The sequence below is a fragment of the Allobranchiibius sp. GilTou73 genome, from assembly GCF_021391335.1.
Lineage (GTDB): Bacteria > Actinomycetota > Actinomycetes > Actinomycetales > Dermatophilaceae > Allobranchiibius > Allobranchiibius huperziae.
The window spans coordinates 3,354,308-3,378,082 of the sequence record NZ_CP090051.1 but is presented as its reverse complement, the minus strand read 5'-3'; the positions used below and the strand labels follow the sequence as shown (position 1 = coordinate 3,378,082).

Sequence of the window (23,775 nt, the reverse complement as noted above, 5' to 3'; positions counted from 1 at the left end):
CACGTAGGCTGACCTGTTGTGGCTGTCGATTTTCCCGCTGAGTTGAAGGAACTGCGTACGACGATGGGGTCGGTGCGCGAGGTCAGCGACCTCGACAGCCTCCGTGCGCAGATCAAGGACCTGGAGGCACAGTCCGGTGCCCCCGACCTGTGGGACGACCCCGAGCACGCCCAGGCCGTCACCTCCCGCCTGTCGCGCGCCAACTCCGAGCTCGAGCGCATCGAGACCATGGACCAGCGCATCGACGACCTGGAGATCCTGGTGCAGCTCGCCATGGAGGAGAGCGACGAGGACGCCGTGCAGGAGACTGAGCGCGAGCTGCGGTCCCTGCAGAAGGCCGTCAGCGAGCTCGAGGTCAAGACGCTGCTGTCGGGGGAGTACGACCAGCGCGCCGCCGTCGTGACCATCCGCTCCGGTGCGGGCGGCGTGGATGCGGCCGACTTCGCCGAGATGCTGCTGCGCATGTACCTGCGCTGGGCCGAGCGGCACGGCTACTCCACGAAGGTGATGGACACGTCGTACGCCGAGGAGGCCGGGCTGAAGTCCGCGACCTTCGAGGTCAACGAGCCCTACGCGTACGGCAACCTCTCGGTCGAGGCGGGCACCCACCGGCTCGTGCGGATCAGCCCGTTCGACAACCAGGGACGCCGGCAGACCTCGTTCGCCGCGGTCGAGGTGGTGCCGCTGATCGAGCAGACCGACGCCATCGAGATCCCTGACAACGACCTGAAGGTCGACGTCTTCCGCAGCTCGGGCCCCGGCGGTCAGTCGGTCAACACCACCGACTCCGCGGTCCGGATGACCCACATCCCGACCGGCACGGTCGTCTCCATGCAGAACGAGAAGTCGCAGATCCAGAACCGCGCCGCCGCGCTGCGGGTCATGCAGTCCCGCCTGCTGGTGCTGCGCCGGGCTGAGGAGGCCGCGGAGAAGAAGGAACTGGCCGGCGACATCAAGGCCAGCTGGGGTGACCAGATGCGCTCCTACGTGCTGCACCCCTACCAGATGGTCAAGGACCTGCGCACCGACCACGAGGTCGGCAACACCGCGGGCGTCTTCGACGGCGACATCGACGGCTTCATGGAGGCCGGGATCCGCTGGAAGCGCACCGGTGAGCGCGAGGCCGAGAACGCCGACAAGGCCTGACCCTCAGGCGCGCACCATCCGCAGGTCGACGCAGTCGAGGCGCTCGTCGTGGAGCGTCGCGCCGTCCAGCTCGAACCCCAGCTTGCGATAGAACGCGATCGCCCGTTCGTTGCCGGTCAGCACCCACAGGTATGCCGGTCGGTCGCCGACCGTGGCGGCGACCAGGCGCTGCGCGACTCCCGAGCCGTGATGCGCCGCCAGCACGTTGAGAGCCCACAGTTGATAGGGCTGGGGCGGGTCGTCGTCGCGGGCCGGGCCCGACTGGCAGAACCCGACCACGGCGCCCCCCGGCCGCTCCGCCGCGACCTGGAGGACCTGCCCGTCGGTGGCGGGTGAGCCCATGGTGAACGGTTCTACGCGCGCCCGCCACACCTCTTCGCGTCGTCCGGACGGTTCCATCGCATCGAGGTAGTCCTGCGACAGCAGCCCGCGGTAGGCCTCCTGCCACACGCGCACATGCAGACGCGCCAACTCCGCAGCGTCGGCAATGGAGGGCGGGCGCACGTCGTACGCCAGGCTTCGGTCAGTCGGCATCGGTCAGGCGCGACTCGATCCGAGCGACCTTGGCGTCGAGCTGACCCTCGTACCCGGGGCGCAGGTCGGCCTTGACCACCAGGCTCACGCGCGGACTGTGCTGGGCGACCGCGTCGCAGGCTGCCTTGATGACCGGCATGCACTCGTCCCAGTCGCCCTCGAGAGTGGTGAACATGGAGTCGAGGCGGTGCGGCACGCCGGACTCGCGGACGACGCGGATCGCGTCGGCGACCGCGGCGCTGACCGAGCCGTCCGGGTCGTCGGTGGTGGACGGGGCGACGGAGAAGGCGAAGAGCATGGGCCCACGGTAGGCCCGTCACATGCGCGGTCGGCGAGTCTCCTCGGCGAAGGGGGAACGGCGGCCTAATCTCTGCCGCGAGGGGCCACGTCAGTTCCGACCACTCTGCCATCACCGCCCATCGCGTCGCAGCCGAACACCGAAGGACCACAACCCCCGCGCATGATCCGCTTCGAGAACGTCACCATGAAGTACGGCGCCAACGACGCGCCGGCTCTCGACGACGTCTCCCTGGACATCGGCCGGGGAGAGTTCGTGTTCCTGGTCGGAGCGTCCGGCTCCGGGAAGTCGACCCTGATCCAGCTGACCACCCGGGAGCTGTCCGCCACCCGCGGCAAGATCCTGGTCGCCGGGAAGGACCTGCGGGTCCTGCCCGACCGGCGGGTCCCCCTGCTGCGACGCGAGATCGGCGTGGTCTTCCAGGATTTCCGACTCCTGGACGGCAAGACCGTCTACCAGAACGTCGCGTTCGTCCTGAAGGTGCTCGGAGCCAAGCGGCACGTCATCAAGCAGCTCGTGCCGGAGACCCTGGAGCTGGTCGGCCTGGAGGGCAAGGCCCGTCGGATGCCGTACGAACTGTCCGGTGGCGAGCAGCAGCGGGTCGCCATCGCACGGGCCGTGGTCAAGAAGCCGCCGATCCTGCTGGCCGACGAACCGACCGGAAACCTCGACCCCGAGATCAGCGAGGACATCGTCAAGGTGCTCGACCGCATCAACAAGACCGACACCACCGTGGTCGTCGCGACCCACGATCAGGGCATCGTCGACCGCTTCGGCAAGCGTGTCATCGAGCTGCGCGGTGGCAGGATCATCCGCGACGAGCAGAACGGGCGGTACACCGAGATGCCCGCGCCGACGGCGGCGCGCCCCACCCGCCCCGCCGGAATCCCCGGACGTCCCGTACGTGCCGGACGCACGCCGGCCGAAGACCCGACGATCACCGGCAACGCGCCGGTCGAACGCTGAGCGGCCGACATGCGACTGCAGTTCATGCTCGGCGAGATTGCCAGCGGGATCCGCCGCAATGCCTCGATGATGGCGTCCGTGGTGCTGGTCTCGATGATCTCGCTCTTCTTCATCGGCACCGGTCTGCTGGCGCAGCGCGAGGTCGATCTCGCCAAGGGCTACTGGTACGACAAGGTCCAGGTCTCGGTCTTCCTGTGCACCTCCCAGAGCAGCGATGTGCCCTCCTGCTCCGACGGGGCGGCGTCCCCGGCGCAGACGGCGTCGATCAAGCGTGAGCTGCTCGCTCAGCAGCCGCTCGTCGAGCAGGTCTACTACGAGTCCTCGACGCAGGCGTACAGCCGCTTCAAGACCCAGTTCGCAGCCAGTCCCTACCTGTCGCAGATCAGCCCGCAGTCGATGCCGGCCGCGTTCCGCGTCAAGCTCAGCGACCCCAAGAGGTACGGCGACGTCGCGAGCCTGGTGAGCGGCGCGAACGGCGTCGAGGCGGTGAGCGACCAGGGCAAGGTGCTCGACACGTTCTTCAAGATCCTCAACCTGCTCAGCATCGGCGCCGTCATCCTGGCGGGCCTGATGGCGGTGTGCGCGGTGCTTCTGATGACCACGACGATCCGGCAGGTGGCCTTCTCACGCCGGCGCCAGGTCGGCATCATGCGGGTCGTCGGCGCCTCGAACGCGGTGATCTACCTGCCGTTCGTGATCGAGACCCTGGTGGCGACCCTGCTCGGTGCGGTGCTGGCGATCGCCGGCCTGTGGGCGCTGATCAACTTCGGCATCAACCATCTGTTCAACCACGTCGGCAGCGGCGGCGATCTCGTGAGTCTGATCGGCACCGACGATCTGTGGGCCATCACGCCCTGGATGTTCGTCGGCACGGTGATTCTTGCGTTGTTCACGGCCTGGTTGACCCTCCGACGCCACGTCCGGGTGTAGGTATTCGCTATGTCGATCCCGGTGCGTATCGTGCGCGTCCTCGCAGGCGCCCTCGTGGCGATCAGTGCGACCACGGTGTCGGTGCGGGCGTATGCCGACGACCCCGGCACGGCGAAGAAGAAGACCGACGCACGGATCAAGACCACGGAGGCCGATCTCGACGACATCGGTGTGGCGCTGGTGGCTGCGCAAGCCAAGCTGGACAGCACCACGAAGGCCGTTGCCGGCGCCCGTCGGCAGGTGAGTGCCAAGCAGTCGGCCCTCACCGGAGCACAGAACCACAGCACGATCGTCGCCGGCGAGCTGAGCGCAGCGCAGGCGACCGAGGGTAAGAACACCGCCGCCATCAAGGTCACGGCGGCCGCCCAGGCGCGCACCACCATCCTGGTCGGCGGCATCGCCCGGCGCAGCTATGAGGCCGGTGGTCTCGGCAACTTCGCGTTGACCCTGCAGATCCTCGGCTCCAACGGCGCGAACGGCTCGGATGTCGCCGACGAGGCGTCGATCGCCGACCTGCTGCTGCGCCAGCAGAACGGCATCCTCACCAAGTTGTCCAGCCAGCGTGCGACGCAGAAGGCACAGGGGCTGACCCTCGCGGCCACCCGTCGCCGGGTCGCCGGTCTGAAGATCCAGGCCGACAACGCCGTCATCGCCGCGACGACGGCTCGCAACGAGGCGCAGACCGCTCAGACCCGGCTTGTCGCCCTCCAGCGCACTCAGACCCTGGCCCGCAACAGCCTGTCGAAGCAGAAGACGATCGAGCTGGCGAACCTGAAGACGCAGAAGGCGGAGTCGGCTCGGCTGGGCGGCATCCTGCGGTTGAGGGCGATCGCCCTGGCCAAACTGCAGCACCGCTCCTCGTCCACCGCGACGGCCCGCCCCGCGACGTCCGCGCCTCGCGGCAACGGTTACTTCACCCCGCCGATGCCGCTGTCCAGCATCGTGTCGGTCTTCGGCATGCGGGTGAATCCGGTGCTGCACGTGCTGATGCTGCACGCCGGGGACGACTTCCCCTATGCCTGCGGCACCCCGGTGCATGCGGCGGCTCCCGGCACCGTGATCGAGGCGGCCACCGACAGCATCGCCGGCGGCCATATCGTGATCGATCACGGCTTCGTGGACGGCCAGAACCTCGCGAGCGAGTACGAGCACCTCAGCCGTTTCGTGGTCACGAGCGGACCGGTCACGCGCGGCCAGCTAATCGGCTACTCCGGTACGACGGGCCGCTCCACCGGCTGCCACCTGCACTTCGCGGTGCTCGACAACGGCACCTACGTCAACCCGATGATCTGGTTGCAGTAACCGGTTTGCCCCGCTCCGTACTATTGACGGGTGCCCAGAGAATCCGGCAAGAAGATCATTGCCAACAACAAGAAGGCGCGTCACGACTACCTCATCGAGGACACGGTCGAGGCGGGCCTCGTCCTCATGGGCACTGAGGTCAAGAGCCTGCGGATGGGCCGCGCCTCCCTCGGTGACGGCTACGCCAGCGAGCGTGACGGCGAGCTGTGGCTGGAGAACGTGCACATCCCGGAGTACCTGCAGGGCACCTGGACCAACCACTCCGCGCGCCGTCGCCGCAAGCTGCTCATGCACCGCGAGGAGATCGAGAAGCTGCTGATCAAGTCCCGCGAGAGCGGGCACACCCTGATCCCGCTGTCGCTCTACTTCGTCGACGGCAAGGTCAAGGTCGAGATCGCGCTGGCACGAGGCAAGAAGCTCTACGACAAGCGGCAGGCGCTGCGCGAGCGGCAGGACGACCGCGAGGCGCAACGCGCGATGTCGCTGCGCCGCAAGCTGTAGCGGCTACTCGCTGGTCTTCAGGGTGAGGCGCCACAGGGTCAGCCCCGCGAAGAGCGCTGTCAGCACCAGGAGCATCGAGGCGGCGAGCGTGCCGTTGCTCAGCGTGTGCTCCCACAGCGGATCCTTGTCGTTCAACGTGAACCGGTCGAGGTCGACGGTCACCGCGGCCAGGCTGAATCCCCATCGGGCCGGCGCGAGCCAGGACACCTGCTCGAGCACGATCCGTCCCGTGACGGGGAAGAGACCGCCGCACAGCACCAGCTGCGCCATGATCGAGACCACCAGCAGCGGCATGACCTGCTCGGAGGTGCGTACGACGCTCGACATCAGCAGCCCCAGCGCCATCGCCGACAAGGCGGTGAGCCAGCACGCGATGATCAGCTCCAGCGTGGGCGAGCCGAGCAGGACGGCACTGCTCGGGGGCGCCTTGCGCGTCTCGACCAGCAGCACCAGCACGATCGCCTGCAGCAGGGTCAGCAGGCCGAAGATCAGCAGTTTCGCCAGGACGTAACCGGTGCTGGACAGCCCGACGGCCTTCTCCCGTTTGAAGATCGCCCGCTCTCCGACCAGCTCCCGCACGCTCACCGCCGTACCCATGAAGACCGATCCGAGGATCAGGATCACCAGGATCTGACTGGCCTCGATGCCGGACCGGGGGATCGGCTGACCGCCCTCCAGGAACGTCGTGAACGACAGGCCGTACCTGCCGGGCACCACCATCGTCAGCAGCGCCAACACGATCGGGAGCAGCACCATGAACGCCGCGTAGCCGCGGTCGGCCAGGATCACCCGGACGTGCCGCCGGGCCAGCGTGGACAGCTGCGAGGTGATGCTCTGCTGGCGCGGTGGCCGCTCCCGGGGTCCGCCGTCGCCGCGCGGCGCACGCAACGGACCGGCCACCTGCTCGTCCTGCAGGGGCGAGGTGCGGAACCGGTGCTGGACGCCGGCCGGGTCTGCCGTGACCGCGTTGAAGACGTCGGCGTGGTCGCGGGCGCCGAAGAACGGCAGCAGCTGGTCCGGCGGACCGAAGTAGGCGACCTTGCCGCCCGGTGCGAGCAGCAGCACCTTGTCGCAGACGTGCAGGTTGGCGACGCTGTGGGTGATCACCGCGACCGTCCGACCGCCGTCGGCGAGATCCCGCAGGGTCTGCATGACCTGCTTGTCGAGGCCGGGGTCCAGCCCGGACGTGGGCTCGTCCAGGAAGAGCAGCGACGGCCGGGTCAGCAGCTCCAACGCCACGGAGGTGCGCTTGCGCTGTCCGCCGGAGAGGCGGTCGACCCGGGTGTCGGCGTGCTCGAACAGCCCGAGCTCGGCCATCACCTCCTCGACGCGCTGCATCCGCAGGTGCGCGTCCAGGTCGTCGGGGAAGCGCAGCTCCGCGGCGAAGCGCAACGCCTGACGGACGGTCAGCTGGCGGTGCACCACGTCGTCCTGCGGGACCACACCGATGCGGTGCCGTAGGTCCTGGAAGTTCTGGTAGAGGTCGCGGCTGTCGTAGTAGACCTCGCCGCTGGTCGCTGGCTGCGAGCCGGTCAGCGCCTTCAGCATCGTGGACTTGCCGGCGCCCGACGGGCCGATGATCGCCAGCAGGCTCGACCCGGGCAGCGCGAACGACACGTCGTCCAGCAGCAGCTTGCCGTCCGACAGCGCGTACGACAGGTGGTTGGCGATGAATGCGACGTCGCCCTGGTCGACGCTGGCGACCAGCTGTCCGTGGCGCACCGTGAAGCGGGAGTGCCCGACCGCGAGCAGGTCGCCCTCGCCGAGCCGGCCCACCTCGACACGCTGGCCGTTGACGTAGGTGCCGTTGCGGCTGCCGAGGTCGTGCACCTCGAACCCGCCGACCTGCGGCACCAGCTCGGTGTGCCGCCGCGAGACCAGCAGGTCATCGAGCACGATCTGGTTCTCCAGGCCGCGCCCGATGCCGAGCACCATCGGACCCGAGGGCTGCCATCCGCCGCGGTCCGGTCTGAACTGGTCGGGCGCCGGGATGACCTGCGGGACAGAGGAACTCACGGCGGCATACCCGCCCGGTTCGGGTCTGCGTTCGGGCATCGGACCGCTCGGCAGCTGGTAGCGGTCGAAGACGACGCCGGTGTTACTGGGTGCCAGGGCGGGCGCGGGGGCATCGGTGGGGCGACTGCGGGGCAGCTGCCCGGCGGGGACACCAGTCGGCTGGGGAGCCGGTGCCGGGACGAACCGGACCTGCAACGTCGGTCCCTGCGCGCCGCCGAGCCGGATGACGCCCCCGGCCGGTACGACGGTCGGTCCGGTGATCCGCCGCCCGTCGATCCAGGTGCCGTTGGCGCTGCCGAGATCGCTGGCGACGACGGTGGCACCCTGGCGGGTCAGCCCGACGTGCCGTCGCGAGGCGCCGGCCTCGGGGATGCTGAGTTCGCAGTCGCGCGAACGTCCCACGGTGATCGACTCCCCGGGCGCGAGCGGGCGCACCCCGCCGGGGAAGGCCAGCGTGAGATCGCCCGCGTGGCCGCGGTCGTCGTATCCGTCCATAGAGGGTGCGGCTCAGACGCTCACGAGCCAGCCGTCGCGCACCTCGAACGTCGTGGCGCCGATGCCCAACCGGTCTCCCTCGTGCAGCGCCGTGCGCTCCACGCGGTGGCCGTTGACGTAGGTGCCGTTGCGGCTGCCGAGATCCTGCAGGACCAGCCCGTCGTCGTCGGCGGTGATCCGCACGTGGTGGCGCGAGACCAGCATGTCGTCCAGCACGATGGAGTTGCCGCGGCCGCGACCGATCGTGAGCGCCTCCTCGTCGTCGGAGGCGTCCGCCGGCTCGGGGTCGCGCGGTGCGGAGGGCTGCTGCGCGGGCACGGGTGCGGGGACCGGTTCGGGGAAGGCGACCGGAGCAGGCGGCTCCTGACGCACCGGCGCGGGGGCCGGTGCAGGTTCGGGCGCGGCCTGCTTCTCCAGCGACGGGGCGGGCGCCGCGGCCGGGGCCGCCACCGGCGGGTGGATCGAGGACTCGGTCACGGGGGCGGGCGGCACGAAGACCTCACGCGGCTGCGGCGCGTCGAACGGGTGCGGTCCGGACCACCCGCGCGGCGCGGACGGGGAGGTCGTCCGATGCCACACGATGGGTGCGGGCTGCGTCGGACCTGTCGGCCGGCCGTTGTCGCCCTGCTCGCCGTAGTGCTGGCGGGCGGGGGAGTCGCCACCTCGGGCCTGTGCGTGGCCGTGCGGCGGCCGCTCGCCACCTGCGTGCTCGCCGAAGTCCTGCCGGGCGGCACCGGTGCCGCCGTTCTCCGGCGGCCGGTAGGGGTCGTGCGGGTGGCTCATGGCGTCTCCACGTTTCGAAAAAGGCTCGGTGTCAGGCGTCAGGTGCTGCGAGGCTGGTCACATCGGGCCCCACACTAATGCTGCACGATGCGTGATCACGGCACTCCGGACTACCTTGGAGGAATGCAGGCTTCGCTGGCACCCCAGGCAACCCGGCGACACCGCGTCGTCATCATCGGTTCGGGCTTCGGTGGTCTCTTCGCCGCACGGGCCCTCAAGCGTGCCGACGTCGACGTCACGTTGATCTCCGGGACGACGCACCACCTCTTCCAGCCGCTGCTCTACCAGGTCGCGACCGGGATCCTGTCCGAGGGTCTGATCGCCCCCTCGACCCGCGAGGTGCTGGCCCGGCAGAAGAACGCGCAGGTGTTTTTCGGTCATGTCACGGGCATCGACGTCGACAAGCACCAGGTGGTCACCGACGCGCTCGACCAGCGGCACGTCTACGAGTACGACAGCCTCATCGTCGCGGCGGGTGCCGGTCAGTCCTACTTCGGCAACGACCACTTCGCACGGTTCGCCCCGGGCATGAAGAGCATCGACGATGCCCTGGAGTTGCGCGGGCGGATCTTCGGCTCCTTCGAACTGGCGGAGATGGCCGCGGCGTCCGGTCGCACCGACGACGTGACCCGGCTGATGACGTTCGTGGTGGTCGGCGCCGGGGCCACCGGGGTCGAGATGGCCGGCCAGATCGCCGAGCTGTCGAAGCGGACCCTGTCGCACGACTTCCGGGCCATCAAGTCCCAGCACGCGCATATCGTGCTGCTCGACGCGATGGACAAGGTGCTCCCGCCGTACGGCGACCGCCTCGGCGGGAAGGCCAAGCGCCGTCTGGAGAAGCTCGGGGTTACCGTCACCCTCGGCGCGAAGGTGGTCGACGTCGACGCCGAGGGCATCGAGTACGAGTCGCACGACGGCACCCGGCACCGCATCGAGGCGCTGTGCAAGGTCTGGGCAGCGGGGGTGTCCGCCAGCCCGCTCGGCCGGATGCTGGCGGAGAAGACCGGCGCACAGGTCGACCGCAACGGGCGGGTGCACGTCGAGAAGGACCTGACGCTGCCCGGCCACCCGGAGATCTTCCTGGTCGGCGACATGATCGCGCTGGACAATTTGCCCGGTGTCGCACAGGTCGCGATCCAGGGCGGCAAGTACGCGGCGAAGCGGATCAAGGCGCGGCTCGCGGGTACCCCTGACGACAAGCCGTTCCACTACTTCGACAAGGGTTCGATGGCGACCGTCTCGCGGTTCAGCGCGGTCGCCAAGATCGGCAAGGTCGAGGTCTCCGGTTTCGTGGCCTGGGTCATGTGGCTGGGGGTGCACCTCGTCTACATCATCGGATTCAAGAGTCAGATCGGCACGTTCTTCCACTGGGTGGTGTCCTTCCTCGGCCGGGGCCGCGGTGAGCGCACCTCGACCGAGCAGCAGATCTACGCCCGGGTCGCCATTCAAAGGCTGGGCGAAGACTTCACCCCGTCCATCACCAACGGCGACGGGGACCTGGATCGCACGCGCGCGGTCGCCATCGACCGACTGGCCGGGGAGACCGGCTGACGGGAGCGGCGCACCCGCCTCCCTAGGGTGGGGTGCATGCCGCTGGACTATCAGGTCGAGACCCGCACGCTGCCCAACGGGTTGCGGGTTGTCGTCGCGCCGGACCACAACGTGCCCACCGTCGCGGTCAACCTGTGGGTCGCCGTCGGGTCACGCCACGAGGCGGTCGGCCGTACCGGGTTCGCGCACCTCTTCGAGCACCTGATGTTCCAGGGGTCGCGCAACGTCGCCGAGGGCGAGCACTTCTCCCGGCTGCAGGCCGCGGGTGCCCGACTCAACGCGACCACCTGGTTCGACCGCACCAACTACTTCGAGGTGGTGCCGACCGGCGCGCTCGACCTCGCGCTGTGGATGGAGGCCGACCGGCACGGCCACCTGCTCGATGCGGTCAACCAGGCGAACCTGGACAACCAGCGCGACGTGGTCAAGGAGGAGAAGCGCCAGCGCTACGACAACCGGCCGTACGGCAATGCATTGCCCGACATCTACGCCGCCGTCTTCCCCGAAGGGCACCCCTACCACCACAGCACCATCGGGTCGATGGAGGATCTGGACGCGGCGTCCCTGGAGGACGTGCGCTCGTTCTTCGCGGCCCACTACCGCCCCAGCAACACCGTCCTCACGTTGTGCGGCGACGTGAGCGTCGAGGCCGGATTCGACGCCGCCGCAAAGTATTTCGGTGACCTGCCGACCGTGGAACGCCCGCCGGTGCCGCCGACTGCGCCGCTGCCCCCGCTGACCACGCCGGTACGGGTGGAGCGCGTCGAGGACGTGCCGAGCGACCGGGTCTACATCGCCTTCCGGCTGCCCGGTGACCGCACGGACGACTACCTCGCCTGCGAGCTCGCGATGGACCTGCTCGCAGGAATGGCCACGTCGCGGCTCTACCGCCGCGTCGTACGTCGGGAGCGCCTGGCCGACCACGTCTTCCGCAGCGCGTTCGGTCTCGCCGGCGGGGTCTCGCTCGGCATGCTCGGCGCCGACGTCGCGCAGGGACACTCCGTGGCCGAGTTGGAGACCGCCGTGCACGAGGAGCTCGTGACGCTGGCCGCATCACCGCCGACGGAGGAGGAGATGCAGGTGCTGCGCGCGGGCGCGACCCGCGACGTGCTGCAGGCCTTTGCCAGCACCCAGGAGCGGGCCGATTTCATCAGCCAGTACACCCTCCTGCACGACGACCCGACCTACGTGAACACCCATCTGGAGGAGCTGCTCGCCGTGACGCCCGAGCAGATCCAGCAGGCCGCGGCGCGGTATCTGCAGCCGGACAACACCGCCACGGTCGTCTACCGCAGGACCGACAGCGCGAAGGACGACGCATGATCAGCCTCGAACGCCCGCAGGTCCGACCGCCCGCCGCGTGGTCGTTCCCCGATCCCGTCGACACCACGCTGAGCAACGGCATCCCGCTGTCGGTCTTCCATCGACCGGGACAGCACGTGGCCTCGGTCCAGGTGGTCATCCCGCTGCCCGCGACCCTGGAGCCGGCGGACCGCGAGGGGCTCGCCACCATCGTGTCGCGGACCATGGACGAGGGCACCCGGTCGCACACCGCGGACGAGTTCGCCGGCCTGCTCGAGGGCAGCGGCATCGCACTCGCGGCGAGTCAGACGCTGCTCGGCCTGACCGTGCAGCTGGAGGTCGCGACGGGTGCGCTGCGCCCTGCGCTGGAGCTGGCCCTGGAGTGCCTGAGCGAGCCGGCCTTCCCCGAAGAGGAAGTCAGTCGCCATGTCGCGCAACGTCTTTCCGACATCGAGCATGAGCTGGCCGACCCGGGGTCACGGGCTGCACTGGAGTGGATCGACGCCTACTACGACCCGACCGCGCGGGCCAGCCGACCGGTCGCCGGGCGCACCGCGACGGTGCGCGCGATCGACGCCGCCGCCTGCCGCGACTTCCACGCCGCGCACGTGACCGCCGATGGCGCCCGGGTGCTGGTGGCGGGCGACCTGGACGCCGCCGAGGTGCATGCTGCCGTTGACGCGACGCTGGGCACGTGGTCCACGACGGGCACGGGGTCGGCCGGCTCCGGTGTGCTGGACCTGCCGCGTGCCGGCGGTGACCACGTGGTCTTCGTGCACCGGCCCGGATCGGTGCAGACCCAGGTGCAGCTCGGGTGGGGCGGTCCGTCGCGACGGGTCGACGGCGGATGGGCGCCGTACCCGGTGCTGGCCTACCTGGTGGGCGGCTCACCCGGAGCGCGGGTCGACCGGGTGCTGCGCGAGGACAAGGGCTACACCTACGGATTCGGCGCCGGTTTCCGGCCCCGCGGTGCCAGCGGCACCTTCGTGGCGGGCGGCTCCGTGCGCGGCGACGTGACCGCCCCTGCCGTGGAGCTGCTGTGGGAGGTGTTGGACGGCGTCGCCGACGGCTTCACCCAGGAGGAGCTGCGCTCCGGCGTGGACTACGTCGGGATGACGGCGCCGGGGCGGTACGCCACGGCGGACGCGGTCGCCGACGAGGCGGCGGCACTCGCGCTGGACGGCCTCGACACCGGTTTCGTCACCGACTATCTGCGCGACCTTCGTGGGCTGACCGCCGAGGACCTGGCGCAGGCGTGGGCACGATGGGGCCGGCAGCCTCGCACGCTGGTGCTGGTCGGGGACGCCGAGGCCCACGCGGACGCCGTACGCGCTCTCGGGCGCGGCGACGTCACCGTCGTCTGAGCGAGCTGCTCAGTCGATGTCGATCACGGCGGCGTAGGTGCCGATGCCGACCAGTGCGTCGCCGCGGGCCGAGCCGTCCGGGTAGTGGATCGTCTCCAGCAGACCGGTCTTCGGGTCGAAGTCGACGTCCTTGACCTCGCCGAGGTCGTCGCCGCGGGTGCTGAGCACTCGCTTGCCCATGAGCTGGTAGTCCTTGTCGGAGAGCTCCTTCATCGGCCCGTCGGCCTCGGACAGCACCCCGACGTCGGCCACCGTGACCGCGTCGTCGCCGAAGCCGGTCACGTCGCTCCAGGTGAGGATCTCCCCGTGCTTGTCGGTCTTGCGCAGCACCAGCGCGGCGATCCTGCGCTGCGGGACGTCGATCACGAAGCGGGAGACCTTGCCCACCGTCTCCGCGGTGGCCAGACTCACGACCTTGCGTCCGGTCGCCTTCTTGAAACGCATCAGCGGTCCGCCTTCAACTGGGCCCGGAACTGCTCGACGGCCGCGCCGAAACCGGCGAGGTCGTGTCCGACGAAGTCCTTCGCGCTCGCCGGCACGATGAGGTGCTCGCCGGAGACGGAGATGGTGTCCGGCAAGGGGATCAGCACGTCGGTGCCACTGCTGCCCAGCGCCTCGGACGCCTCGATCTCGTAGCCGACCACGTCGCACTGGCCCGAACCGCCCTGCGACACCTCGATGATCACGTCGACGACCTTGCCGAGGTCGACGCCCGCGTCGGTGAGCACCTGCGAACCCAGCACGTTGCCGCCGGACCCGCCGCTCGACGCGGACCTGTCGAGGACGGCCTCGGTCAGTTCGAGCACGTCCTCATCGGCGATCATCACCGCGTCGGCACCGAGGGAGGCCACCGAGGTCCACGCCAGGGCCTTCTTCAACGGCCCGGCGAACAGTCCGCGTCCCGCGAGGGTGAAGCCGCCGACCTGACCGCCGCCCGCGGCGTACACGACGTCCTTGATCTGAGCGACGTCCTCGCCGCCCATCGTGACCACCGGTCGTTTGGCGAGCTTGGAGGTGCGCATCAGGCGGGTCATCGGCCACCACGGCCCTTGGTGCGTGGCGAGCCGGCCGGATCGACGATCACGCCGCCGCGCCGTCGTCGTGCCTGCACGGCGAGGACGGCCCCCACGAGCAACAGGACGATCACCACGATCACGATCAACCAGACCCACCAGCTCATCGCGGAACCTCCATGTTGTCAGACACATTCGCCGTACGGCGGACGAACTCGCATCGTTGCGCCGCAGCGGCGCATCGTTCTGCCGACCCTAGTCCACGGGCGTGTGGAAGCTCGACCACCCGGACCGACGCGGAGGACCGGGGGCCCGGAAGCCGCTGCAGGTAAGTGTCCGCGGTGCCGAGAACCCACCCTCGCCGCCTGTGCCGCTGCAGGTAAGTGTCCGCGGTGCCGAGAACCCACCCTCTCCGCGGACGGGCGAGCGGCCCGACAGCGAGGTGCGGGCCTTAGGAGGCGAAGGCCTCCGTCAGCACGTCCAGGCCCTCGCCCAGCAACTCGTCGGAGATCACCAGCGGCGGCAGCAGCCGGATCACGTTGCCGTAGGTGCCGCAGGTAAGGATGACGACGCCCTGCTCGTGGCACTTCTTCGCCACGGCGGCGGTGCGCGCGACGTCCGGTTCCTTCGTGCCCGGCTTGACGATCTCGATGGCCAGCATCGCGCCCCGGCCACGGATGTCGCCGATCTCCGGCGTCGTCTCGGCGAGGATGCGCAGCCGAGCCTTCACCAGGTCTTCGATGTGCATGGCGCGCTCGAGCAGGCCGTCGGCGGCCATGGTCTCGATGGCGCCGAGTGCCGCAGCGCAGGCGACGGGGTTGCCGCCGTACGTGCCGCCGAGGCCGCCCGCGTGCACGGCGTCCATGAGCTCGGCCCGACCGGTGACCGCGGCGAGCGGCAGCCCGCCGGCGATGCCCTTGGCCGTGGTGACCAGATCCGGTACGACGCCCTCGTGATCGCTGGCGAACCAGGAGCCGGTGCGCGCGAAACCGCTCTGCACCTCATCGGCGATGAAGACGATGCCGTTCGCCGTGCACCAGTTCGCCATCGCGGACAGGAAGCCGGGCGCGGGGACGATGAAACCGCCCTCGCCCTGGATCGGTTCGATGATGACGGCGGCGATCTGGTCGGCACCGATGGTCTTCTCAGCGGCGGCGATCGCGCGCTGCGCGGCCTGCTCGCCCGTCATGCCGTCGGGGTCGCGGAACGGGTAGGACGTCGGCACCCGGTAGATGTCGGAGGCGAAGGGGCCGAAGCCCAGCTTGTAGGGCATCGCCTTCGCGGTCAGGGCCATCGTCAGGTTGGTACGCCCGTGGTAGGCGTGGTCGACCGCGACCACCGCGGTGCGGCCGGTGGCGTAGCGCGCGACCTTGATCGCGTTCTCGACGGCCTCGGCGCCTGAGTTGAAGAGCGCCGACTTCTTGGCGTGGTCGCCGGGAGTCAGCTCTGCCAGCTTCTCGGCGACGGCGACGTACTCCTCGTACGGGCTGATCATGAAGCAGGTGTGCGTGAAGTCGGCGACCTGCTCCTGGACGCCGGCGACGACGCGGGCGTCGGAGTTGCCGACGCCCGTCACCGCGATGCCCGACCCGAGGTCGATGAGGGTGTTGCCGTCGACGTCCTCGATGACCCCGCCACCCGCACGGGCAACGTAGACGGGCATCGTCGAGGCGACACCGGACGCGACGACCGCCGCCCGACGATCGGCCAGGGCTCGTGACTTGGGTCCGGGCAGCTCGGTGCGCAGCTCGCGCCGCTGGGCCAGCTCGGTGTGCTCGACGACGGACATGGGTACTCCTTCAGGACGGCTCCGGAACGACGACGACATCGTCCCGGTAGAAGTGTGCCACCGCGATCATTCGATATCGAAACACAGATCAGCTGAGGCGCGCGAGCACCTCGTCGTGCAGCAATCCGTTGGTGGCCACGGCGTTCCCGCTCCAACAACCGTCGCGCCCGTCGAGGCCGGTGAAGCGCCCGCCGGCCTCGGTGACGATGGGCACCAGCGCGGCCATGTCGTAGTCCTCCAGGTCCGGCTCGGCGGCGATGTCGACCGCGCCCTCGGCCACCAGCATGTAGGACCAGAAGTCGCCGTACGCGCGGGTGCGCCAGCACTCGTCCATCAGCATGACGACGGCGTCCAGACGGTCCCGCTCCCGCCAGCCGCTGAGGCTGGAGTAGGAGAAGGACGCATCGGAGAGCTTCGAGACACCCGACACCGCAATGGGTTTCGCGCTGGACAGCGAACGCCCGGTCCAGGCTCCGGTGCCGCGCCCGGCCCACCAGCGCCGCCCGAGCGCGGGCGCGGAGACGAGTCCGACGACCGGTTCGCCGGCATCGATGAGCCCGATGAGGGTCGCCCAGACGGGCACGCCGCGTACGAAGTTCTTGGTGCCGTCGATGGGGTCGATGACCCACTGGCGCTCGCCGGTGCCGGTGACGCCGAACTCCTCGCCCTTCACGCTGTCGCGGGGGCGGGCGCGGGAGAGCTGGGCGCGGATGGTGCGCTCGGCGAAGAGGTCGGCCTCGGTGACCGGCGTGAGATCGGGCTTGGTCGAGACCGACAGGTCGTCGGCGCGGAAGCGCCCTGTCGTGGTGGGCTCGACCGCGTCGGCGAGGACGTGCGCGATCCGTACGTCGTCGTCGTAGACGCGGTCGCCGGGTGGGATCATCCCGAGACCGTATCCGCGGAGGCCGCTCGATCGCGCGCCATCCCGATGCGCAGTACGTCGTGCAGATCCTTCGCGAGCTCGTGCGCGTCGACGAGGGTGCGGCTGACCGGAGGCAGTTTGAACAGGATGCGCTGCAGCCGGGCGGCCATCGCGTCCGCGTGCAGAGACGCCGGCGGATCGACCGTCCAGCAGGCCGCAAGGACGGTGTACGACAGCTTGTTGAGGGCCGCTTCCAGCTCGCCCCAGCTGCCGAGCGTGAGGGGCAGGTCCACCTGGGCGATCTGTAGCACCTGCGCGCACTGCAACTGTTCGAAGGACAGGTCACGGCGCGCCTCGAAGCCTGCCGGCGTCGACTGCTCGCCGTCCGCCAGCATCACCAGCACCCGTTCGAGCGCCCGCAGCGCACGGCGGTACTGGCGTCGGACGAGGATGACCGGAGTGCCCCGGCTGCTCACCCAGATGACGATCAACGACGAGGCCGCGCCCACGGCCGTGTCGAGGATGCGCAGCCCGGCGATGTGCCCGACCGGCTGGTAGGGGTTGTCCGCGGTGGAGATGAGCAGCGCCATCGGCGTGATGAAGATGCCGCCGAGCGCGTAGTTGCGCACCACGACTATCTGCATCAGGAAGACCAGCAGCAGCGCGACGCCGAGCAGCAGCAGGCCGCGCACGTGCAGCGCGTGCAGCGCGAAGAAGACCAGCACCCCGGCGAGGGTCCCGGCGAGCCGGTGCAGCGCGCGGTGGGTCAGCGACAGGCGGTCGGCCCCCACGGTGATGATCAGCGCGGTGGTGAGCACGGCCCAGTACGGATGCCCGAGGTGCAGCCCGTACGACACGGCACAGGTGAGCAGCACCGCGGCCGCGAGCCGGCGGGCGGCGAGCCAGGGCAGCGACCGCTGGGACAGGCCCCAGCGCAGCAGGTAGGCGAACGACGGCGACCCCAGGTACCGCTGGCCCTCCATCTCGTCCGCAGCGACCGGCGCGGCGTGCAGCCCGGCCAGGGAGATGCGGCGGACCAGGTCGGCGTGCAACTGCCGTAGCCGCAGGTTGTCCTGGGACCAGCGGCGGCTGCGCGGCTTCGACCCGACGGCCGCCTCCAGCACGGTGCTGGCGCGGAAGACGGCGGCGTACGCCCGGTCGCGCAGCAGGCCACGCTCGGCGGGATCACCCTGGTCGGGGACCGTCTCGGTGTAGGCGTGCACGGCCTCCTGGGCGTCGTCGACGGCGTCGTGGACAGTCGTGTCCCGCCTGGCGATCTGGATCAGCAGCGATACGGCGCAGGCGCTCCCGGTGCCCAGGGCGTTGATCTCGATCACCGTGTGGACAGGGACGTGCACGGTCGGCAGGTAGGACGCGATGGCCGCGCCCATGATCAGGAACATCGGTCCGGGCTGCTCGTTGACCAGTGCGTTGTAGGCCAACACGACGACCAGCGAGATCAGGACCAGCACGATCGTGAGCAGCCACGGGCGCGACCCGGTGAGCGCCCCGAGGGTCACCGACGCGAGGTAACCGACGTACATCGTCGACAGGATGATCAGCCGCTCACGCCAGGGCCGGGAGCGTGCGATGGTCGCGAGGAACGCGCCGGTGAGACCGATGATCGCCAGCGACGGGGAGAGCACCAGGCTGATGACCGTGAGCGAGACGGCGGCCAGGAACGTCGCCTCGAGGGCGAACTTCCAGCGACCGGGCTCGACCGGTTTGATCTCCGTGAAGGTGAGCACCTGCCGGCTGACGGTCTCCGGCACACCCCAGGTCGCCACGGTCAGTCCCCGGCGGGGTCGGACACGAGGGGTGGTGCACCGGGTTCGTCCGGCTGGTCGTGGACAGCGCTGTGCTCGTCGGAGGTGCCGGCACGCGAGCGCAGCAGCCTGCGCAGCGACTCCAACCGCGACGGGCCCGCCGGGCCGGCATTGCCGTTCGCGACCCACGCGTCCAGCCCGCACTCCGGCTCGTCGTGGGTGCAACCGCGCGGGCACTCGTCCGTGCCCGCGGCCAGGTCGGGGAAGTGGTCGATGATCCGGTCCAGGTCGACGTGCGCCAGGCCGAAGGACCGCACGCCCGGGGTGTCGATGACCCAGCCGCCGTCGGCGAGGGGGAGTGCCACTGCCGAGGTGGAGGTGTGCCGTCCCCGGCCGGTCACGGCGTTGACGATGCCGATCGCCCGGCCGGCGTGGGGCACGAGCGCGTTGACGAGGGTGGACTTGCCGACACCGGAGTGTCCGACGAGCACGGTCATCCGGTCCTGCAGGCGGGCGCGCAGGTCGGCCAGCCCGTCGGTTCCGTCGCCCTCCTCGGCGCCGCTCACAGACGTCGTCACGACGTACGGCACATCGAGCGAGACGTAGTCCTGCAGGAACTGGGCCGGGTCGCGCAGGTCGGACTTGGTGAGGACCAGCAGCGGGTCCATCCCCGCGTCGTACGCCGCGACGAGGCATCGGTCGACCATCCGCGGCCGCGGCTCCGGATCGGCCAGCGCGGTCACGATCGCGAGCTGGTCGGCGTTGGCCACGATGACCCGCTCGATCTTGTCCGAGTCGTCCTCCGCGGTACGGCGCAGCAGGCTCGTCCGCGGCTCGATGCGCACGATCCGCGCCAGGCTGCCCGGATCGCCGGTGGTGTCGCCCACCAGGCCCACCCGGTCGCCCACGACCACGCTCTTGCGGCCGAGCTCGCGGGCGCGCATCGCGATCACCGGCCGGTCCTGCACCAGGCAGGTCCATCGTCCGCGGTCGACCCCGATGACCAGTCCGATCACAGCGTCGGCATGCGCCGGACGCTCCTTGGTGCGCGGCCGCGAGCCGCGACGCCCCGGGCGCACCCGGACGTCGCTCTCGTCGTACTCGCGCTGTCTGCTCACCGGGTGCCGACCCGGTCCGCGCCACGCAGCATCGAGTCCCACAACGTCGTGAAGGTGGGCAGGGTCTTGGCCACGGTGCCGATGTCCTGGACCACCAGTCCCGGCACCCGGAGGCCGAGGACGGCGCCGGCCATCGCCATCCGGTGGTCGGCGTAGGTGTGGAAGACGTCGGGCGACAACGCTCGCGGGCGCACGATCAGGCCGTCGTCGGTCTCGGTGACCTCGCTGCCGAGGCGACTCAGCTCGGTGGCCAGTGCCGCGAGCCGGTCGGTCTCGTGGCCGCGCAGGTGAGCGATGCCGTGCAGGTGCGACGGCGCGTCCGCCATCGCGGCCAGCGCGGCGATGACCGGGGTGAGTTCGCCGACGTCGTGCAGGTCGACGTCGAGAGAGCCGATCTGGCCGTCGCCGCGCACCGACAGCCCGTCACGGTCCAGGCGCACCTCGGCGCCCATCATGTCCAGGATGTCGCGGATCTGGTCACCGGCCTGGGTCGTCGTGTGCGGCCAGGCAGGCACCCGCACCTCGCCGCCGGCGACCAACGCCGCGGCGAGGAACGGCGCCGCGTTGGACAGGTCGGGCTCCACGTCGACGTCGAGCGCGAAGATCTCCGACGGCTCGACCCGCCACTGGTTCGCGTCGCTGTCGTCGACGATGACGCCGGCGTCGCGCAGCACCTCGACCGTCATCTCGATGTGCGGCAGTGACGGCACCGGCTTCCCGTCGTGCACGACGGTCACCCCGTCGTCGTACCGGGCACCGGCCAGCAGCAACGCCGAGACGAACTGGGAGGAACCGGAAGCGTCCAGATGCACGGTGCCGCCGGCCACTCGTCCTGACCCCTCGATCGAGAACGGCAGCCCGTCACCCTCCACGGGCACACCGAGCGCTCGCAGCGCGTCCAGCACCGGACCCATCGGCCGGCGGCGCGCACCCTCGTCACCGTCGAAGTGCACCCGGCCGCGCGCCAGTGCGGCCACGGGTGGCAGGAACCGCATCACGGTGCCCGCCAGGCCGCAGTCGATCTGCGCGGGCCCCTGCAGTGGCGCGGGATCGATCCGCAGCGTCTCGGCGTCCTCATGGGCGATGCGGGTGCCGAGCGCACGCAGCGCATCGGCCATCAGGAGTGTGTCGCGCGACTCCAGCGGCAGCCGCAACCGCGAGGTGTCGGCAGCGAGCGCGGCGAGCACCAAGTACCTGTTGGTGAGGGACTTGCTGCCGGGCACCGTGATGTCGGCATCGATCGGGCCGGCCGCGTGCGGCGCCTGCCAGTCGTGCGGATCCAGGGGAGGGTTGCTCATCGGGACCTACGGTATCGGCGCGCGGCCTACGCTCGCCCCCATGTGTGGACGCTACGCCGCGACGTTCAACCCCGACGATCTGGTCGACCAGATGGAGATCGAGCTGGACCGGACGGCCGACGCGACGCGCTCGGTCCTGGTCAACCCGCAGGAACCGCCCGCCGGGGCGCCCGACTGGAACATGGCGCCGACCAAGCAGGCACCGGTCGTGCTCACCCGGCCCGACCGCTCGGAGAAGGGCTCCGGCGAGGAGCGGGCGGTCCGCCAGTTGCGCCTGCTCACCTGGGGGCTGGTGCCGAGCTGGGCCAAGGACACCAAGGTCGGCATCCGGATGATCAACGCCCGCGCCGAGACCCTGCTCGACAAGGGCGCGTTCGCCAAGGCGGCCGTCGCGCGGCGGTGCCTCGTCCCGGCCGCCGGGTGGTACGAGTGGCAGGTCAGCCCGACCGCGACCACCAAGGGCGGCAAGCCGCGCAAGCAGCCCTTCTTCGTGCACCGCGCGGACGAGGACCTGCTGGCCTTCGCCGGGGTGTACGAGTTTTGGCGGGACCGCAGCCTGGCCGACGACGACGACCCCTCGGCGTGGGTGGCGTCGTTCTCGATCATCACCACCGGCGCCGAGGAGGGCCTGGACCGCATTCACGAGCGGCAGCCGTTCGTGCTCGACCGCGACGTGTGGCAGGACTGGTTGGACCCGGCCCAGCGGGACCCGGATTTCGTGCGCGCGACGCTGGCGGATCACGACCCCGGCCGGTTCGAGGCGTGGCCGGTGGGTGCGGCGGTCAGCTCGGGCCGCAACAACGGCGCCCACCTGCTCGACCCTGCGCCGGAGAGCGAGCTGGTCGGTGTCGTGGACCCCAGCACCGGCCAGGTGCTCGGCCCCGTCGAGGACTGAGCATGACGCTGTCGGTGAGGGAGATCGACACCCCGCAGGGGCCCGCGCGGGTGCATGTCGAACGCCCGGCTCGGGGGGCGTCTCTCCGCGGCTCGCTGGTGTTGTCGCACGGCGCGGGCGGGGGAGTGCAGGCGGGCGACCTGGTGGCGCTGCGGGCGCTGGTGGACGACGGATGGACCTACGTGCGGGTGGAGCAGCCGTGGCGGGTGGCCGGTCGGCGCGTCGCGACGCCACCGCGAACGCTGGACGCCGCGTGGGTGCCCGTCCTCGCCGCGCTGTGTCGTGGCCGGTGGGCGCTGCCCCGGCCCCTGGTCGTCGGCGGGCGGTCCGCCGGCGCACGGGTCGCGTGCCGCACGGCCGCCGAGGTCGGCGCGGACGCCGTCCTCGCCCTGTCCTTCCCACTTGTGCCTCCGTCGGGCGGGCCGAGCCGGGACCACGAGGCCCGGCTGGTGCTGGACGCCGGGCTGCCGCTGGCCGTCGTACAGGGTCTGCGCGATCCCTTCGGCACCCCCGACGACGTATGCCGCGCGTTGGGCGAGGCGGTCGCGGTGTACGCCGTCCGCGGTGACCACAGCCTCGGCAGGCACTCGGAGGATGTGCTCGTCGCGGCCGACCGGTGGCTGGGCACGCTGACGCAGTAGCGTCGAACGCATGGCACTTCGTATCGGGTACAAGGCATCGGCCGAGCAGTTCGGCCCCACCGAGCTGGTGGACCTGGCAGTGGCGGCGGAGGAAGCGGGGCTGGACAGCGCGTTCGCGTCCGACCACTTCCAGCCCTGGCGTCACGAGGGCGGCCACGCCCCGCACGCGCTGACCTGGATGGCGGCCGCAGGGGCGCGCACCGAGCGCATCGTGCTCGGCACCTCCGTGCTCACCCCGAGCTTCCGCTACAACCCGGCCGTGCTGGCCCAGACGTTCGCCACCATGGGGTGCCTCTACCCGGGTCGGGTCATCCTCGGCGTCGGCAGCGGGGAGGCGCTGAACGAGGTCGCCGTCGGACTGGACGGCTGGCCGGACTTCAAGGAGCGCTTCGCCCGGCTGCGGGAGTCGGTGCGGTTGATGCGCCAGCTGTGGACCAAGGACCGGGTCACCTTCGAAGGGGACTACTACCGCACCAGCGACGCCACGATCTACGACCGCCCGGACACTCCGATCCCCGTCTACGTCGCGGCGGGCGGGCCCACCATGGCCAAGTACGCCGGCCGGATGGGCGACGGCGTGATCGTGACCTCGGGCAAGGGTCGCGAGCTCTACGAGGACAAGCTGGTACCCGCCATCCGGGAGGGGATGTCGCTCGCGCACAAGGAGCCCGGGGACACTGAGCAGCTGCTCGAGGTGAAGATCTCCTACGACCGCGACCCGGAGAAGGCGCTGGAGAACACCCGGTTCTGGGCTCCGCTCGCCCTGACGGCCGAGCAGAAGAACTCGCTGCACGACCCGATCGAGATGGAGCGCGCGGCCGACGAGCTGCCGATCGAGCAGATCGCCAGCCGCTGGATCGTCGCGTCGGACCCGCAGACGGTGCTCGACGGGATCGCGCCGTACGCCGAGCTGGGCTTCACCCACTTCGTCGTGCACGCACCGGGGTCGGACCAGCGCCGGTTCCTGTCCCAGTTCGCCGAGGACGTGCTGCCGGCGCTGCATGAACTGTGACCCGCGGGGAATGTGATGCGACGTGACCCTGTTGGAACGAGCGTCATAGTCCGTCGTACCCCTCGTGAGGAGACAGCGTGTTCGCCCTGTCAGAAGCGCCGGCCGGCGAGGTCCAGCGCCCGGGTGCCCGTCCGCGCGGTGTCCCCCTCCCGGCGGCCCTGCGCCCCGCCGACGCGCCTCCTGCCGTCGGGCT

At 70.4% G+C, this 23,775-nt stretch carries 23 protein-coding genes; 11 read left to right on the top strand and 12 right to left on the bottom strand.

Annotation, left to right across the window (positions count from 1 at the left end):
* The first annotated feature begins 18 nt into the window (after nt 1-18).
* A complete protein-coding gene (gene prfB, locus LVQ62_RS16620; protein ID WP_179479396.1) occupies nt 19-1,146 on the top strand; it encodes a peptide chain release factor 2 in 1,128 nt (375 codons plus the stop codon).
* Between the two features lie 3 nt (nt 1,147-1,149).
* Here the strand turns inward: prfB and LVQ62_RS16615 are convergent, their stop codons facing one another.
* Together LVQ62_RS16615 and LVQ62_RS16610 are read right to left on the bottom strand one after the other, a co-directional pair.
* Entirely contained in the window at nt 1,150-1,680 is a 531-nt protein-coding gene (locus tag LVQ62_RS16615) for a GNAT family N-acetyltransferase (protein WP_233763263.1), read from the bottom strand.
* Nucleotides 1,670-1,978: a thiamine-binding protein gene (locus LVQ62_RS16610; protein ID WP_233763261.1), complete on the bottom strand. Its 309-nt coding sequence runs from the start codon at nt 1,976-1,978 to the stop codon at nt 1,670-1,672. The genes LVQ62_RS16615 and LVQ62_RS16610 overlap by 11 nt, the downstream gene beginning before the upstream one ends.
* Before the next feature lie 162 nt (nt 1,979-2,140).
* On the opposite strand from LVQ62_RS16610, the gene ftsE reads away from it, so the two are divergent.
* The 4 genes from ftsE to smpB are packed head-to-tail and all read left to right on the top strand — an operon-like array spanning nt 2,141 to nt 5,677.
* Entirely contained in the window at nt 2,141-2,944 is an 804-nt protein-coding gene (ftsE, locus tag LVQ62_RS16605; RefSeq protein ID WP_233763259.1) for a cell division ATP-binding protein FtsE, read from the top strand.
* Nucleotides 2,945-2,953: 9 nt separating this feature from the next.
* A complete protein-coding gene (gene ftsX / locus LVQ62_RS16600; protein ID WP_233763257.1) occupies nt 2,954-3,874 on the top strand; it encodes a permease-like cell division protein FtsX in 921 nt (306 codons plus the stop codon).
* A gap of 30 nt (nt 3,875-3,904) precedes the next feature.
* Nucleotides 3,905-5,176 carry a peptidoglycan DD-metalloendopeptidase family protein gene (locus tag LVQ62_RS16595; protein WP_233763255.1) on the top strand — a complete coding sequence of 424 codons (1,272 nt, stop codon included), beginning with the start codon at nt 3,905-3,907 and terminating at the stop codon, nt 5,174-5,176.
* 30 nt (nt 5,177-5,206) lie between these two features.
* Nucleotides 5,207-5,677, top strand: coding sequence for an SsrA-binding protein SmpB (smpB, locus tag LVQ62_RS16590; RefSeq protein ID WP_179479408.1), 471 nt, complete (start codon nt 5,207-5,209; stop codon nt 5,675-5,677).
* Nucleotides 5,678-5,680: 3 nt separating this feature from the next.
* On the opposite strand, the gene LVQ62_RS16585 is transcribed toward smpB, so the two are convergent.
* Both LVQ62_RS16585 and LVQ62_RS16580 read right to left on the bottom strand, forming a co-directional pair.
* A complete protein-coding gene (locus LVQ62_RS16585; protein WP_233763253.1) occupies nt 5,681-8,188 on the bottom strand; it encodes an ATP-binding cassette domain-containing protein in 2,508 nt (835 codons plus the stop codon).
* Between the two features lie 12 nt (nt 8,189-8,200).
* A complete protein-coding gene (locus LVQ62_RS16580) occupies nt 8,201-8,971 on the bottom strand; it encodes an FHA domain-containing protein (RefSeq protein WP_233763251.1) in 771 nt (256 codons plus the stop codon).
* A gap of 123 nt (nt 8,972-9,094) precedes the next feature.
* Between LVQ62_RS16580 and LVQ62_RS16575 the strand changes: the two genes are divergently transcribed.
* The 3 genes from LVQ62_RS16575 to LVQ62_RS16565 are packed head-to-tail and all read left to right on the top strand — an operon-like array spanning nt 9,095 to nt 13,188.
* Entirely contained in the window at nt 9,095-10,522 is a 1,428-nt protein-coding gene (locus tag LVQ62_RS16575) for an NAD(P)/FAD-dependent oxidoreductase (RefSeq protein WP_233763249.1), read from the top strand.
* Nucleotides 10,523-10,558: 36 nt separating this feature from the next.
* Nucleotides 10,559-11,845 carry a pitrilysin family protein gene (locus LVQ62_RS16570; RefSeq protein WP_233763247.1) on the top strand — a complete coding sequence of 429 codons (1,287 nt, stop codon included), beginning with the start codon at nt 10,559-10,561 and terminating at the stop codon, nt 11,843-11,845.
* On the top strand, nt 11,842-13,188 hold the full coding sequence (locus LVQ62_RS16565; protein ID WP_233763246.1) for a pitrilysin family protein: 1,347 nt from the start codon (nt 11,842-11,844) through the stop codon (nt 13,186-13,188). Before LVQ62_RS16570 ends, LVQ62_RS16565 begins: the two co-directional genes overlap by 4 nt.
* A gap of 9 nt (nt 13,189-13,197) precedes the next feature.
* On the opposite strand, the gene LVQ62_RS16560 is transcribed toward LVQ62_RS16565, so the two are convergent.
* The 8 genes from LVQ62_RS16560 to aroA all read right to left on the bottom strand — a co-directional run bounded on the left by LVQ62_RS16560 (nt 13,198) and on the right by aroA (nt 21,034).
* Nucleotides 13,198-13,632, bottom strand: coding sequence for a PRC-barrel domain-containing protein (locus LVQ62_RS16560; RefSeq protein ID WP_233763244.1), 435 nt, complete (start codon nt 13,630-13,632; stop codon nt 13,198-13,200).
* Entirely contained in the window at nt 13,632-14,222 is a 591-nt protein-coding gene (locus tag LVQ62_RS16555) for a PRC-barrel domain-containing protein (protein WP_233763242.1), read from the bottom strand. Before LVQ62_RS16555 ends, LVQ62_RS16560 begins: the two co-directional genes overlap by 1 nt.
* Nucleotides 14,219-14,368, bottom strand: coding sequence for a hypothetical protein (locus tag LVQ62_RS16550; RefSeq protein WP_233763241.1), 150 nt, complete (start codon nt 14,366-14,368; stop codon nt 14,219-14,221). Before LVQ62_RS16550 ends, LVQ62_RS16555 begins: the two co-directional genes overlap by 4 nt.
* Nucleotides 14,369-14,652: 284 nt before the next feature.
* On the bottom strand, nt 14,653-15,990 hold the full coding sequence (gene gabT / locus LVQ62_RS16545; RefSeq protein WP_233763239.1) for a 4-aminobutyrate--2-oxoglutarate transaminase: 1,338 nt from the start codon (nt 15,988-15,990) through the stop codon (nt 14,653-14,655).
* Between the two features lie 88 nt (nt 15,991-16,078).
* Entirely contained in the window at nt 16,079-16,873 is a 795-nt protein-coding gene (hisN, locus tag LVQ62_RS16540) for a histidinol-phosphatase (protein WP_233763237.1), read from the bottom strand.
* Nucleotides 16,870-18,639 carry an FUSC family protein gene (locus tag LVQ62_RS16535; RefSeq protein WP_233763235.1) on the bottom strand — a complete coding sequence of 590 codons (1,770 nt, stop codon included), beginning with the start codon at nt 18,637-18,639 and terminating at the stop codon, nt 16,870-16,872. The genes hisN and LVQ62_RS16535 overlap by 4 nt, the downstream gene beginning before the upstream one ends.
* 2 nt (nt 18,640-18,641) lie before the next feature.
* The gene (gene rsgA / locus LVQ62_RS16530) at nt 18,642-19,736 is read right to left on the bottom strand and encodes a ribosome small subunit-dependent GTPase A (protein ID WP_233763233.1); all 1,095 of its coding nucleotides are present in this window, start codon (nt 19,734-19,736) and stop codon (nt 18,642-18,644) included.
* Nucleotides 19,733-21,034, bottom strand: a complete 1,302-nt coding sequence (gene aroA, locus LVQ62_RS16525; RefSeq protein WP_179479437.1) for a 3-phosphoshikimate 1-carboxyvinyltransferase — start codon at nt 21,032-21,034, stop codon at nt 19,733-19,735. The genes rsgA and aroA overlap by 4 nt, the downstream gene beginning before the upstream one ends.
* Before the next feature lie 40 nt (nt 21,035-21,074).
* On the opposite strand from aroA, the gene LVQ62_RS16520 reads away from it, so the two are divergent.
* Genes LVQ62_RS16520 through fgd form a run of 3 tightly spaced genes read left to right on the top strand, consistent with a single transcriptional unit; the run spans nt 21,075 to nt 23,582 of the window.
* A complete protein-coding gene (locus LVQ62_RS16520) occupies nt 21,075-21,929 on the top strand; it encodes an SOS response-associated peptidase (protein ID WP_233763231.1) in 855 nt (284 codons plus the stop codon).
* A gap of 2 nt (nt 21,930-21,931) precedes the next feature.
* On the top strand, nt 21,932-22,570 hold the full coding sequence (locus LVQ62_RS16515; protein ID WP_233763229.1) for an alpha/beta family hydrolase: 639 nt from the start codon (nt 21,932-21,934) through the stop codon (nt 22,568-22,570).
* 10 nt (nt 22,571-22,580) lie between these two features.
* Nucleotides 22,581-23,582, top strand: a complete 1,002-nt coding sequence (gene fgd / locus LVQ62_RS16510) for a glucose-6-phosphate dehydrogenase (coenzyme-F420) (RefSeq protein WP_233763227.1) — start codon at nt 22,581-22,583, stop codon at nt 23,580-23,582.
* Nucleotides 23,583-23,775: the final 193 nt, after the last annotated feature.

Bases quoted from the DNA above. Each gene is read 5' to 3' on its own strand.
- LVQ62_RS16615 (WP_233763263.1), bottom strand. From the start codon at position 1,680: ATGCCGACTGACCGAAGCCTGGCGTACGACGTGCGCCCGCCCTCCATT.
- LVQ62_RS16610 (WP_233763261.1), bottom strand. From the start codon at position 1,978: ATGCTCTTCGCCTTCTCCGTCGCCCCGTCCACCACCGACGACCCGGAC.
- ftsE (WP_233763259.1), top strand. From the start codon at position 2,141: ATGATCCGCTTCGAGAACGTCACCATGAAGTACGGCGCCAACGACGCG.
- ftsX (WP_233763257.1), top strand. From the start codon at position 2,954: ATGCGACTGCAGTTCATGCTCGGCGAGATTGCCAGCGGGATCCGCCGC.
- LVQ62_RS16585 (WP_233763253.1), bottom strand. From the start codon at position 8,188: ATGGACGGATACGACGACCGCGGCCACGCGGGCGATCTCACGCTGGCC.
- LVQ62_RS16580 (WP_233763251.1), bottom strand. From the start codon at position 8,971: ATGAGCCACCCGCACGACCCCTACCGGCCGCCGGAGAACGGCGGCACC.
- LVQ62_RS16575 (WP_233763249.1), top strand. From the start codon at position 9,095: ATGCAGGCTTCGCTGGCACCCCAGGCAACCCGGCGACACCGCGTCGTC.
- LVQ62_RS16570 (WP_233763247.1), top strand. From the start codon at position 10,559: ATGCCGCTGGACTATCAGGTCGAGACCCGCACGCTGCCCAACGGGTTG.
- LVQ62_RS16565 (WP_233763246.1), top strand. From the start codon at position 11,842: ATGATCAGCCTCGAACGCCCGCAGGTCCGACCGCCCGCCGCGTGGTCG.
- LVQ62_RS16560 (WP_233763244.1), bottom strand. From the start codon at position 13,632: ATGCGTTTCAAGAAGGCGACCGGACGCAAGGTCGTGAGTCTGGCCACC.
- LVQ62_RS16555 (WP_233763242.1), bottom strand. From the start codon at position 14,222: ATGACCCGCCTGATGCGCACCTCCAAGCTCGCCAAACGACCGGTGGTC.
- LVQ62_RS16550 (WP_233763241.1), bottom strand. From the start codon at position 14,368: ATGAGCTGGTGGGTCTGGTTGATCGTGATCGTGGTGATCGTCCTGTTG.
- gabT (WP_233763239.1), bottom strand. From the start codon at position 15,990: ATGTCCGTCGTCGAGCACACCGAGCTGGCCCAGCGGCGCGAGCTGCGC.
- hisN (WP_233763237.1), bottom strand. From the start codon at position 16,873: ATGATCCCACCCGGCGACCGCGTCTACGACGACGACGTACGGATCGCG.
- aroA (WP_179479437.1), bottom strand. From the start codon at position 21,034: ATGAGCAACCCTCCCCTGGATCCGCACGACTGGCAGGCGCCGCACGCG.
- LVQ62_RS16520 (WP_233763231.1), top strand. From the start codon at position 21,075: ATGTGTGGACGCTACGCCGCGACGTTCAACCCCGACGATCTGGTCGAC.
- LVQ62_RS16515 (WP_233763229.1), top strand. From the start codon at position 21,932: ATGACGCTGTCGGTGAGGGAGATCGACACCCCGCAGGGGCCCGCGCGG.
- fgd (WP_233763227.1), top strand. From the start codon at position 22,581: ATGGCACTTCGTATCGGGTACAAGGCATCGGCCGAGCAGTTCGGCCCC.